The sequence below is a fragment of the Bacillus cereus ATCC 14579 genome, assembly GCF_000007825.1.
Classification (GTDB): Bacteria; Bacillota; Bacilli; order Bacillales; family Bacillaceae_G; genus Bacillus_A; species Bacillus_A cereus.
Genome location: NC_004722.1, coordinates 2748161 through 2760645, shown reverse-complemented (window position 1 = coordinate 2760645; position 12485 = coordinate 2748161). Strand labels below are relative to the sequence as shown.

The following is a 12485-nucleotide window of genomic DNA, read 5'->3' as shown; positions in this document are numbered from 1 at the left end:
TCATTTTTATGTAATATTTCTTTGTAAAATCGCAACACTATGTGAATAGATGGGTAGAAAAGGAGTAGTGACATGGATAATACAAAGGTGCGTGTTGAAAACGTAACAAAAGTATTCGGGAAACATCCGCAAAGAGCCCTTTCCTTATTAAAAGAAGGAAAAAGTAAATCGGAAATTTTAAAAGAGACAGGAATGAACGTTGGGGTGAAAAAAGCAACGTTTGAAGTTTACTCTGGAGAGATTTTCGTTATTATGGGTTTGTCTGGTAGCGGGAAATCTACGCTAGTTCGTATGTTAAATCAATTGATTAAACCAACTGCAGGTCATATATACATAGATGGTGAAGACATCGCAACGATGGGAAAAGAAGAGTTACGGAGAGTAAGAAGAACGAAAATGAGTATGGTATTTCAGAAATTCGCTCTATTTCCGCATCGTACAGTTATACAAAATGTTGCATATGGTTTAGAAATACAAGGAGTTCCGGTTGAAGAGCGAGAGAAAAAAGCGTTAGAATCGCTACAGTTAGTAGGACTCGATCATCATAAAGATAATTATCCAAGTCAACTTAGTGGTGGTATGCAGCAGCGCGTTGGAATCGCAAGGGCACTAACGAATAATCCAGATGTATTACTAATGGACGAGTCATTTAGTGCATTAGATCCACTTATTCGAAAAGAAATGCAAGATGAATTGTTAGAGTTACAAGATAAAATGGAAAAAACGATTATATTTATTACGCATGATTTAGATGAAGCGCTTCGAATTGGAGATCGTATCGCATTAATGAAAGATGGAGAAATCGTCCAAATTGGAACGCCAGAAGAAATTATGATGAGCCCCGCAAATGAATTTGTAGAAAAGTTTGTTGCGGACGTGAATTTAGGAAAAGTAATTACGGCTGAGTCTATTTTAAAACGACCAGAAACTTTATTAATTGATCGTGGACCTCGTGTGGCTCTTCAAATTATGAGGAATGCAGGCGTCTCAACTGTATATGTTGTAAACAAAAAGTATGAGTTTTTAGGTATATTAACTGCGGATGATGCGAGTAAAGCAGTACAAAAACAGTGGCCGATTGCTGATTTATTACTTAATGATATTCCGCATGTGTATTTGGATACTTTACTGGAAGAGACATATGCAAAAATGGCAGAGATGAAATATCCCTTACCAGTAATCGATGAGAAGAAAAGGCTAAGAGGAATTATTAAACGTGAAAGTGTCATTCAAGCTCTTGCAGGAAACATTGAGGAAGAGGTGAAAGACGATGAATAGTATACCACGTATTCCATTAGGGGAATGGGTCGACTCATTTGTTGCAAGTTTATATGAGCACTTTGAAGGCTTATTCCGAGGATTCTCTTATATTATTGGTGGATTCGTTGATTTACTCACTAATTTTTTAACAATAATACCTGCCATATTGATGATTATTATCTTGTGTTTCTTCATTTGGTACACAACGAGGAAATTATCTTTAGTCATTTTTACGCTTATTGGATTATTATTCATTTTGAATATTAACTACTGGGCACAAACGATGCAAACATTAGCACTCGTACTTACGTCTGTTATTATTTCAATTATTGTCGGAATTCCAATTGGTATATTAGCATCTCAAAATGAGCGTTTCTCAAAATTTTTAAAGCCAACATTAGATTTTATGCAAACAATGCCGGCATTCGTATACCTCATTCCAGCGATTACATTTTTCGGAGTTGGTGTAGTACCTGGAATTATTGCATCGGTAATCTTTGCAATGCCACCGACAATTCGCTTTACTGACTTAGGAATTAGACAAGTTCCAGAAGATTTAATTGAAGCAGCGAATGCGTTTGGATCCACAGCATCACAAAAACTATTTAAAGTACAATTACCACTTGCAACCGGAACGATTATGGCTGGTGTGAACCAAAGCATTATGCTTTCGTTATCGATGGTTGTAACAGCATCACTTGTAGGAGCTCCAGGGCTTGGAGTTGATGTATATCGCTCTGTAACACAAGTTAATATCGGAATGGGATTTGAAGCTGGATTAGCTATCGTAGTAATCGCAATTATATTAGATCGAATTACACAAGGGTTCCATACGAAAAGAAAATAATGACCAAAAAACACACTTTTATAATACAAAGTGTGTTTTTTATTGTATCTAGATTACATATGAACGATAACAGAACCTCCAGCTGGTGCACAAACTTGGTTTTGTTGTTGTTCCATTGATTTGATGAATTGATTATTTTCCTCGATTAATGAGATTAATTTAGTTAATTGACTTTCAAGACTTGCGATATGATGCATCATATATTGTGAATCATGATGCAATGTATTCCTTGCGGGATGGGGGGAATAAACATACTGTTGATTTATATTTGGATTCCAATGAGGATACATTTGAATTGTTCCTCCTTCAATAAATTACGAAGCTTTCTTATAGTAAATGCCTATGTATAATTAATAGTTACTTGAAAATTTTTCAATATAAAAGGAGTATGTACAGAAAATGGAAAATATTATATGTGAAGTTAAAGTACATTTTTTTGAAATGTTCAAGTGAGATAGTGAATATATTAATACATTCAAGTAAGTGTATGTTGTTTAGCGAGAAATGATGGGAGGAGATGCAATTTTAGCTAAAAATAAAAAAAGAAATGATGCTTTGGCAATAGGTATTGGTATAGGAGTTGTAATCGGTGTATTCCAAGGTTATTTTACAAATAATTTAGTAATCGGAATTGTGATTGGGATCGTAATTGGGATTGCGTTTTTGAAGAAATAATGAGGTTTAAATTCATTTCAAAAATTGCTGTATCAAAAGAGTGAATCTTCGGAATATAAATCCTGTTTTTCCTTTTTTTATGATATTATATATGAAAAGGATGGTGATGAATATGTCAACGAACGATCAAGTAAAACTAAACTGTTTTATTTGTGAAAAGCATAAAGGAAATATTATAGTTCCAGGTGGAGCTATTTACGAAGATGAACTGCTTTACGTTGGACATGTCCACTGGGATAGTGAAGAAACATACTTGGGTTATGTAATGATAGATATAAAAAGGCATGTACCTGGCCTCGCTGAACTAACAGATGAAGAAGCGAAAGCGTTCGGACTTATAACAAGTAGAGTAAGTAAAGCGCTAAAAGAAAGCGAAGGTGCAGAGCATATTTACACTTTTGTTTCAGGGAATGGTGTACCACATATGCATATGCATATCATACCGCGTTATGCAAATACACCAAAAGAGTTTTGGTCACCAACCGAGATAGCGAAATGGACCGGCGCACCATATGGTGAAGCAGCGAAAATCAAAAAACTATGCGAAAGAATACGAGAGTATATGGTGAGTGAATATGCATACAACAAATAATAGACAACATTCATGGGTTGGAAGTAGAGAAATGTGTTTAGACGAAATTTCGGTAAAGCAATATGGTGATATCGTGCTCGGTGCATATGGTGGGAATATTAGTGCCGGAGCAAAAAAGAACGAATATGGTGCGTTAGTTTGGTCAAATGGTGATTGGGAATTTGCAGCTATATTAGATGGACATAATAGTGCAAAAAGTGTTGATTTAGTAGTAAATACAATCGAAAAAGAATATGAAAATATAAAAGTAATTTTGAATGAATCAATTAATACAGTGTTTCAATCTATTGAAAATCATATACTGACAATTTTTCAGTCATCTTCATTAAAGGAAAAGTGCAAAAAAATTAAAGGTGAAACAGCTTGCTTACTATGTGTAAGGAAAGAAAATTATATATGGTGGCTTTCTATCGGTGATTGTTTAGTGTATGTATTTCATGAAGAGTTACATAAGTTAGGACAATATGCATTAAATCAACGTCATTTTTACGAATGGATTGGAAATGTAAACACATTTGATTTACCTGTGCCTTGCTATTCATCAGGTATTCGTGAATTACGTACTGGAAAGAACCGAATTGTAATGGTGACAGATGGTGTATTAGAATGCGGGGAACGCCGATATGAAACACCTGTAAATTTGTATAATGCTATGAATAGAAATGATAAAACACTTAAAGAAAATATTCACAATGTTTTAGAACACGTGCATCATCAGTTGGGACGTGATAGTGCGACAATTATTAGTTGGGACGTAGAAAATAAAAGGCATGCTACGTATCCGAGTGATCAGCCGGAGAAAAGGTAAAGGAGGAAACATCACTGTTTTGGGTTAAAGGAATTTTATTAATAGTATGGATTATATCCTTAGTTGTTTTTGAAAAAGTAGTGAGGAAAAAACTAAATATACCGAAACAAACAGACTGGAATAGTAAATATGTAAACAACTTTCATAAATGGGGCACTAGGGCTCTTATTATTTCTTATATAATTGTTACGATGATATGTGCTACTTTAAATCCCGTTTATATTAGTAATTTACCCATTTTATTTTTAATAACTTTATACTGCCTTCAATCATTTATGGAGTGGAAATTTGATAAAGAATCGAGGGAATATGTCATTTCTTTAGGAGCGGTTCCGCTATTAGTAATAACAGGAATTATGCTTAATCTTTTCTTTTATACCTAGTGGATTTAATTATATGTGGAATGAATGGGGAGACAAAATGAAAAATCCTAAATTACGTGCTGAAGCAATGATTTTAAATGAAGATCATTCTAAAGTACTTGTACAATGCGATGAAAATGAATCATTTTATCGTTTTCCAGGTGGCTCTATTGAATTTGGTGAAACGTCAAAAGAAGCAATAATTCGAGAGTTAATAGAAGAGTACGATTTGAAAGTTGATGTTCAAGAGTTAGCAATTGTAAATGAACAGATTTTTGAGTGGGACAACGAAAAAGGTCATCATTGTACATTGATACATTGGGGGACTGTTGAAAAAATCATTACAAATGAAATAAGGCATAAAGAGCATGAGGATATTATATTAATTTGGAAAAGTCTAGAGGAATTACAGGAGAAGCTGACATATCCTGAAGGCATCATAAGTTATTTAGAAGGGGATAACCGTAATATAGTCCAATTTATTTCAAGTAATTAAATGAAATAATAGGAGGGGTGAAAATGGGAGCTTCTACTTTTTGGATTATAACTATTGTTTTTTGTATAGCTATCTATTTTCTCGATAAGTTTTTAAGAAAAAAATTGAATATGCCCAAGGGTGGTTTTTGGGGATATAAGAAACATGTAAATAGTTTACATAAAAAATTGGAAATAGGACTACTTTTTATTTATTTAATAACTAGCTTTATATTTATCTTTAAATTTGAAAGTATTAATATTGCTTATGTCATTTTTACTTATTTAGGTGGGACGTTAATCTTAAGAGCATTGATGGAATGGAAGTATGATAGAGAGTCGAAAGAATATATATTTTCGGTAATTGGGGTATTCACGTTTATTTTTATGACTTCGATACTATTTTACTTCTTTCCACCTGCTGTATAATAAAAATTTGATAGTACAAATAATGAAATAACTAATAAACAAGAAACCATTTACTACTAAATGGTTTCTTGTTTATTTAAACATTTATTTTAGTTAATATAGATGTAATGAAATTAGTTTTATCCTCTGCATACTTATGTTTATCAGTAGGATTAGCTTGTGAAAGTTGAATTTTTAACTGTTCATACTGCATGCGTGCAGTTTTATTGTCTATTAAGTAATCACGAAATTGTAATTGTTCTATTAAATATGTATTCCCTTGTTCATACATATGAATTTGATGAGTTCTTGGTTCACCTTTATTAAAATAGTATCTTTCGGGTAATACTTCTTTTCTATATTTATAGTTTAGTAGTTCTAACTTTTTAATACAATGTATACCGTCCGTATAATTTTCTAATTCAATTGCTATATCAATAATGGGCTTTGCACTTAAATATGGAATAGAAGTACTACCAATATGGTGTATCGCTAAAATATGTTCGCCAATTTGTTCCTCAATGAGTTGTTTCTCTTTCATAAACTCAATTTCCCATTCTTCAGTCCACGGCACTAAAAACACTTTCCCATACGGTAAACCTAACATTTAATTAGCATCCCTTTCAAAATAGTTTTCAAAAAGTTGATTACATCTTCTTAAAGCTTCTCAAAACAAGGTATTCCCACAATTTCCAAGGAAGAATCTTCTTCGCAAAAATCATAAATTTCAAACCTTTACCGATTGGATATCGTAAATTTGTACGCTTAGATTCAGCAATTTCAACAATTTTATTAGCAACATCTATCGGATTACCAAATGTATTACTACCGCTATTAATATGTTTTTGTATTTTATCCATATACTCTTTGTAAGGAGATGTTGTATCAGATTGGTTTTCAGCTAGTTGTTTCCCAACCTCCCATATGTTTGTGTTATAAGAACCTGGTTCAATTAAAGCAACATCTATTCCGAAAGGTTTTACTTCTAAGCGAAGCGATTCACTCCAGCCTTCTAATGCATATTTTGAAGATACATAAGGAGATAAACCAGGGAATCCAACTTGACCGCTAATGCTGCTTATATTAATGATTTTTCCACTTCTTTGTTTTCTCATATACGGTAAGACAAGCTGGGTAATTGATATAGCTCCAAATAGGTTTGTTTCAAATTGTTTACGGTATTCCTCTACTGGAATTTCTTCTACAAAGCCGCCATTTGCATATCCTGCATTATTAACAAGAAGGTCTACTTTTTGTATTTCTTTTAAAAATAATTGGAAGTTATGTATAGAATTTTGATCGGTTACATCTAATTGTTGAACTTTTATATTTTGCTGTAAGTTAAGTTGAGTAACTTGAGATATTAAGCGCACTTGTTTTTCAAGGTTTCGCATTGTAGCGATAACTAAATAATTTTTTTTTGCGAGTTCGAGTGTAGTTAATAGTCCAAATCCACTTGAGGCTCCTGTAATTATTGCGATTTTTTTATTCATTTTTCGCCAGCTTTCTTTTTCTTTTATCATAACGAGTTATGATAAGAAAATCTATTATTCTTACATTCAGTATGAAATCAATTTGTATGCAAAAAAGGGGATTATAGGGAATGAGCGTATATAGAGTAGTGTATATTAATATGATAATGAAATGAGGGAAGAAAAATGGTCCATGTGAAAGATGTATTAGCAGATCAGTTATTAGCAAATGCGAATGATCCCAGTTGGTATATGCCATTTTCAGATGCAGTTAAGGATTTATCTGAGAGGGAAGCTTTCTGGAAACCGAATGAAGAGTGTAATAGTATAGCCGAAATTGTACAACATTTACTGTATTGGAACTCTACGTGGCAAACTAGGTATAAAGAATCACATGTTAATGCAGTACCCGCTATAGGAGATAATAATAAAAGTTTTATGCTTTCAGATAATCAAACTTTCGATGAATTACGGGAAAAACTACTAGAAAAACTGCTACAATGGCAAACTCTCATAAATGAAGAAAAGGTTGAAAGTGATGTAGTGGGATTTCCTGTTTCTGCAAAATGGTGGGAAGTGTTAGCGAATGTAACAACTCATAATGCATATCATATTGGGCAAATTATTTACATCCGAAAATTACAGCAGAGCTTTGATAATAAATAAGATAATAGTTCTCAAATTAGGTGAACAAAAGTGGACAAAACGAGACAAATGTCTCATTTTGTCCACTTTTTATTATGAAAGAAAAGCGAAAACCTATTAAAGCAAGGATTAGAATTTGGCACGGTACTTGCAATATAAAAGACGAACAAGAAAATAGGAGGGCTGGACATGTTAAAAACAACTGAAAGTAAAGGGAATGAAATTACGAAAGAACAAGCTCGTTGGATGTACGAAAAAATGTTAGAGATTCGTAAGTTTGAAGATAAGGTGCATGAATTGTTCGCGCAAGGCGTTTTGCCTGGTTTCGTTCATTTATACGCAGGTGAAGAAGCAGTAGCAGTTGGTGTATGTGCCCACTTAACGGATAGTGACAGTATTACAAGTACACATAGAGGTCATGGACATTGTATCGCAAAAGGTTGTGATTTAAATGGTATGATGGCTGAACTTTTCGGGAAAGCGACAGGATTATGTAAAGGAAAAGGCGGTTCCATGCATATTGCCGATTTAGATAAAGGAATGCTAGGTGCGAATGGCATTGTAGGCGGCGGTTTCCCACTTGCTTGCGGTTCAGCATTAACAGCTAAATATAAAGGAACAAAAGATGTAAGTGTTTGCTTCTTCGGTGACGGAGCAAATAATGAAGGGACATTTCATGAAGGGGTTAATTTAGCGGCGATTTGGAAGTTACCAGTTATTTTTATCGCAGAAAATAACGGTTACGGTGAAGCAACTACATTTGAATATGCTTCAAGTTGTGATTCTATTGCTGATCGTGCAAAAGCTTATAATATTCCAGGTGTTCAAGTAGATGGAAAAGATCTTCTAGCTGTATATAAAGCTGCTGCAGAAGCAGTGGAACGTGCGCGTAATGGTGATGGTCCAACAATTATTGAATGTATGACATATCGTAATTACGGTCATTTCGAAGGTGAAGCGCAAACATATAAAACATCAGAAGAAAAAGAAGAACATTTAAATGAAAAAGATGCAATTGTGAATTTTCGTAAGCATTTAATTCATGAAGCTTTATTAACTGAGTCTGAACTTGTGGATATGGAAAAGCCAGTAGATGAGGCAGTACAAAGATCAATTGAGTTTAGTGAAAATAGTCCGTATCCAGATGATGAAGAATTATTAAAAGATGTTTATGTTTCTTATAAATAAGAGGAGGGTGAAAAATTATGACTAGAACAGTAAGTATGTCAACTGCAATTAATGAAGCGATGAAAATATCGATGCGCCGTGATGAAAATGTAATTTTAATAGGAGAAGACGTTGCAGGTGGTGCACAAGTTGATCATTTGCAAGATGATGAAGCATGGGGCGGTGTTCTTGGTGTTACGAAAGGACTTGTACAAGAGTTTGGTCGAAATCGTATATTGGATACACCAATTTCTGAAGCGGGTTATATGGGAGCCGCGATGGCAGCTGCTGCAACTGGGTTACGTCCGATAGCTGAGTTAATGTTTAATGATTTTATCGGTAGTTGTCTTGACCAAGTATTAAACCAAGGTGCGAAATTCCGTTATATGTTTGGAGGTAAAGCAAAAGTACCTGTTACAGTACGTACGATGCATGGCGCTGGTTTTAGTGCAGCAGCTCAGCATTCACAAAGTTTGTACGCATTATTTACGAGCATACCAGGTATTAAAGTTGTTGTTCCTTCCACGCCGTATGATGCAAAAGGCTTATTATTAGCAGCAATTGAAGACGATGACCCAGTAATCTTCTTTGAAGATAAAACACTTTACAACATGAAAGGTGAAGTGCCAGAAGGATACTATACAATTCCATTAGGGAAAGCCGATATTAAACGGGAAGGTTCTGATGTAACAATCGTCGCAATTGGAAAACAAGTTCATACGGCGCTTGCAGCTGCTGAGCAATTATCGAAAAAGGGGCTTGAAGTAGAAGTAATCGATCCACGATCTTTATCACCACTTGATGAAGATACGATTTTAGCATCTGTTGAAAAAACAAATCGTCTTATCGTCATTGACGAAGCAAACCCAAGATGTAGTATCGCAACAGATATCGCGGCAATTGTAGCGGATAAAGGATTTGATTTGCTAGATGCACCTATTAAACGAATTACAGCACCACATACACCTGTTCCGTTTTCGCCACCACTTGAAAAGTTGTATTTGCCAACGCCAGAAAAAGTAATTGAAACTATATCAGAAATGATCGGAGACCAATCTTTATTACATGTGTAATGGAACGATGAGAAGGGAGAGAGCAGTATGGCTGTAGAAGTTGTAATGCCAAAGTTAGGTATGGCGATGAAAGAAGGTATTATTACGAACTGGAATATTAAAGCAGGCGATAATGTAGCAAAAGGAGAACTAATTGCTAGTATTAATTCAGAAAAAATTGAAACGGAAATTGAAGCGCCAGCTGATGGTACGGTGCTTGATATAGCTGTAAGTGAAGATGAAGGGGTGCCGCCTGGTACTGTAATTTGCTACATCGGTAAACCGAATGAAAAAGTAGAAATGCAGGAAAGCACACATGTGGTAGAAGAAAAAACATTTAATATAGAAGTACAAAATGTACAAAATCAAGAACCAAATGGGAAAGAAGTAGCCAAGCAAAGAATTAAAATTTCACCTGTAGCGAAGAAAATTGCAAAGTCTGAAAATTTAGGTATCAAGGTGTTAGTTGGTACAGGTCCTGGCGGAAGGATTACAAAGGCAGATGTATTAAAAGCACTTGAGGTAAGAGGAATCGTTCCGGAAATATCTGAACAAGAAGAAAGTAACGTGATTCCTGTTACTGGTATGCGTAAAGCGATCGCAAATCGTATGCACGCAAGCTTACAAAATAGCGCACAATTAACGTTAACGATGAAAGTAGATGTAACAGATTTAGTTGCTTTACATAAAGAAATAGCGAAAGTTGTACAAAAAAGATATGATAATAAATTAACCATTACGGATTTCGTCTCGCGTGCTGCTGTATTAGCACTTGGAGAGCATAAAGAAATGAACAGCGCTTATATAGATGATGCAATTCATCAATTTGAACATGTGCATTTAGGCATGGCAGTCGCATTAGAAAAAGGGTTAATCGTTCCAGCTATTCGCTTTGCAAATAATTTATCTTTAGTAGAATTGTCTAAAGAGATTAAGAATGTGGCACAAAAGGCGCGAGCAGGTAGCTTAAGTAGTGATGATATGCACGGAACGACATTTACAATTAGTAATTTAGGTAGCTTTGGTATTGAATATTTCACACCTGTATTAAATACACCTGAGACTGGCATTTTAGGTATTGGCGCAATTGAACATGTTCCTGTATATAAAGGGAAAAAATTAAAAAAAGGTAGTATGTTACCTTTAAGTTTAACATTCGATCATCGTGTACTAGACGGTGCACCAGCAGCTGCATTTTTACGCACAATTAAACATTATTTAGAAGAACCTATAACAATTCTTTTATAAAGAGAAGGTGAGAGAATGAGTAAACTAGTTGTAATTGGAGGCGGACCAGCTGGATATGTAGCGGCAATTACCGCGGCTCAAAATGGCAAAGGTGTCACTCTTATTGATGAAGCTGAACTTGGCGGAACGTGTTTAAATGTTGGTTGTATGCCTACGAAATCACTATTAGAAAGTGCTGAAATACATGACATTGTGAGAAAAGCGAATGATTATGGAGTTACGCTTAATACAGGAAGTATATCAATTGATTGGAATCAAATACAGGCGAGAAAATCACAAATCGTAATGCAACTCGTCCAAGGAATACAATATTTAATGAAGAAAAATAAAATTAAAGTTGTAAAAGGAAAAGCGAAATTCGAAACGGATCATCGTGTGCGAGTTGTACAAGGAAATAAAGAAGAAGTAGTTGATGGAGAGAGCTTTATTATCGCATCTGGTTCCGAACCTACAGAATTACCATTCGCTCCGTTCGATGGAAAATGGATTTTAAATAGTAGCCATGCCATGTCTCTTGAGAGTGTACCATCTTCATTGTTAATCGTTGGCGGTGGTGTAATAGGATGTGAGTTTGCAAGTATTTATAGTAGACTTGGCACAAAAGTATCGATAGTTGAAATGGCACCGCAATTACTACCTGGTGAAGATGAAGATATCGCGAATATTTTAAGAGAGAAATTAGAAAAAGATGGTGTGAAAATTTTTACGGGAGCAGTTTTAAAAGGATTAAATAACTATAAGAAGCAAGCTTCATTTGAGTACGAGGGAATTACTCACGAAGTAACTCCAGAATTTGTTCTTGTTTCTGTAGGAAGAAAACCACGAGTGCAACAATTAGGATTAGAAAAGGCAGGGGTTCAGTTTTCAAATAAAGGGATTTCTGTGAATGAACATATGCAAACGAACGTATCGCATATTTACGCAGCTGGTGATGTAATCGGTGGAATTCAGCTTGCTCACGTTGCCTTCCATGAAGGAACGACAGCAGCATTACACGCAAGCGGAGAAGACGTGAAAGTAAATTATCACGCTGTGCCCCGTTGTATATACACAGCTCCAGAAATAGCTAGTGTAGGGTTAAGTGAAAAAGGTGCAAGAGAACAATATGGTGATATCCTCATCGGAGAATTTCCTTTTACAGCGAACGGAAAAGCTCTTATTTTAGGAGAACAAGTAGGTAAAGTAAAAGTCATTGTAGAACCTAAATACCAAGAAATTGTAGGGATTTCTATTATCGGTCCTTATGCAACTGAACTTATTGGTCAAGGAACCGTAATGATTCATACAGAAGTTACCGCTGATATAATGAGAGATTATATTGCAGCACATCCAACTTTATCTGAGGCGATTCATGAAGCGTTAATGCAAGCAGTAGGACATGCTGTACATGCTTAAATAGAAATATGATAAACCACTATTCTCTAAATGAAAGAGAGAATAGTGGTTTGAATTTTTATAGAAGAAATTAAATATCT

Annotated in this window: 16 protein-coding genes; 13 read left to right on the top strand and 3 right to left on the bottom strand. The window is 34.8% G+C overall.

All coding sequences use genetic code 11. The annotated features are described in order from the left end of the window. Positions 1 to 72: 72 nt before the first annotated feature. Both BC_RS13950 and BC_RS13945 read left to right on the top strand, forming a co-directional pair. Entirely contained in the window at positions 73 to 1278 is a 1206-nt protein-coding gene (locus tag BC_RS13950) for a quaternary amine ABC transporter ATP-binding protein (RefSeq protein WP_000370606.1), read from the top strand. Then, a complete protein-coding gene (locus tag BC_RS13945) occupies positions 1271 to 2107 on the top strand; it encodes an ABC transporter permease (RefSeq protein ID WP_001084759.1) in 837 nt (278 codons plus the stop codon). Before BC_RS13950 ends, BC_RS13945 begins: the two co-directional genes overlap by 8 nt. Before the next feature lie 53 nt (positions 2108 to 2160). Here BC_RS13945 and BC_RS13940 read toward each other — a convergent pair whose 3' ends face one another. Beyond that, entirely contained in the window at positions 2161 to 2397 is a 237-nt protein-coding gene (locus BC_RS13940) for a hypothetical protein (RefSeq protein ID WP_000283219.1), read from the bottom strand. Positions 2398 to 2614: 217 nt separating this feature from the next. Here BC_RS13940 and BC_RS13935 point away from each other — a divergent pair, with 217 nt between their 5' ends. The 6 genes from BC_RS13935 to BC_RS13910 all read left to right on the top strand — a co-directional run bounded on the left by BC_RS13935 (position 2615) and on the right by BC_RS13910 (position 5447). Continuing rightward, positions 2615 to 2782, top strand: a complete 168-nt coding sequence (locus BC_RS13935; protein ID WP_000508397.1) for a hypothetical protein — start codon at positions 2615 to 2617, stop codon at positions 2780 to 2782. 100 nt (positions 2783 to 2882) lie between these two features. Then, positions 2883 to 3374: an HIT family protein gene (locus tag BC_RS13930; RefSeq protein WP_002195555.1), complete on the top strand. Its 492-nt coding sequence runs from the start codon at positions 2883 to 2885 to the stop codon at positions 3372 to 3374. Continuing rightward, the gene (locus tag BC_RS13925; protein WP_000557577.1) at positions 3358 to 4182 is read left to right on the top strand and encodes a PP2C family serine/threonine-protein phosphatase; all 825 of its coding nucleotides are present in this window, start codon (positions 3358 to 3360) and stop codon (positions 4180 to 4182) included. Before BC_RS13930 ends, BC_RS13925 begins: the two co-directional genes overlap by 17 nt. 53 nt (positions 4183 to 4235) lie before the next feature. Further along, positions 4236 to 4565, top strand: a complete 330-nt coding sequence (locus tag BC_RS13920) for a DUF4181 domain-containing protein (protein ID WP_078214853.1) — start codon at positions 4236 to 4238, stop codon at positions 4563 to 4565. Between the two features lie 37 nt (positions 4566 to 4602). Continuing rightward, entirely contained in the window at positions 4603 to 5040 is a 438-nt protein-coding gene (locus tag BC_RS13915; protein ID WP_000795351.1) for an NUDIX domain-containing protein, read from the top strand. A 23-nt stretch (positions 5041 to 5063) separates the two neighbouring features. Then, on the top strand, positions 5064 to 5447 hold the full coding sequence (locus BC_RS13910) for a DUF4181 domain-containing protein (RefSeq protein ID WP_000501285.1): 384 nt from the start codon (positions 5064 to 5066) through the stop codon (positions 5445 to 5447). 76 nt (positions 5448 to 5523) lie between these two features. On the opposite strand, the gene BC_RS13905 is transcribed toward BC_RS13910, so the two are convergent. Both BC_RS13905 and BC_RS13900 read right to left on the bottom strand, forming a co-directional pair. After that, positions 5524 to 6033 carry a GrpB family protein gene (locus BC_RS13905; RefSeq protein ID WP_000901214.1) on the bottom strand — a complete coding sequence of 170 codons (510 nt, stop codon included), beginning with the start codon at positions 6031 to 6033 and terminating at the stop codon, positions 5524 to 5526. Positions 6034 to 6073: 40 nt separating this feature from the next. Continuing rightward, positions 6074 to 6919 (bottom strand): oxidoreductase, encoded by an 846-nt coding sequence (locus BC_RS13900; RefSeq protein WP_001034812.1) that lies wholly within the window; start codon positions 6917 to 6919, stop codon positions 6074 to 6076. A 165-nt stretch (positions 6920 to 7084) separates the two neighbouring features. Between BC_RS13900 and BC_RS13895 the strand changes: the two genes are divergently transcribed. The 5 genes from BC_RS13895 to lpdA all read left to right on the top strand — a co-directional run bounded on the left by BC_RS13895 (position 7085) and on the right by lpdA (position 12405). Next, a complete protein-coding gene (locus BC_RS13895; RefSeq protein ID WP_000233792.1) occupies positions 7085 to 7564 on the top strand; it encodes a DinB family protein in 480 nt (159 codons plus the stop codon). A gap of 168 nt (positions 7565 to 7732) precedes the next feature. Then, a complete protein-coding gene (gene acoA, locus BC_RS13890; protein WP_000921273.1) occupies positions 7733 to 8731 on the top strand; it encodes an acetoin:2,6-dichlorophenolindophenol oxidoreductase subunit alpha in 999 nt (332 codons plus the stop codon). Positions 8732 to 8748: 17 nt separating this feature from the next. Next, positions 8749 to 9783 carry an acetoin:2,6-dichlorophenolindophenol oxidoreductase subunit beta gene (acoB, locus tag BC_RS13885; RefSeq protein WP_000198892.1) on the top strand — a complete coding sequence of 345 codons (1035 nt, stop codon included), beginning with the start codon at positions 8749 to 8751 and terminating at the stop codon, positions 9781 to 9783. 27 nt (positions 9784 to 9810) lie between these two features. Next, positions 9811 to 11010 carry a dihydrolipoamide acetyltransferase family protein gene (locus BC_RS13880; RefSeq protein WP_000257743.1) on the top strand — a complete coding sequence of 400 codons (1200 nt, stop codon included), beginning with the start codon at positions 9811 to 9813 and terminating at the stop codon, positions 11008 to 11010. A gap of 15 nt (positions 11011 to 11025) precedes the next feature. Beyond that, a complete protein-coding gene (gene lpdA / locus BC_RS13875; RefSeq protein ID WP_000041217.1) occupies positions 11026 to 12405 on the top strand; it encodes a dihydrolipoyl dehydrogenase in 1380 nt (459 codons plus the stop codon). Positions 12406 to 12485 lie beyond the last annotated feature (80 nt).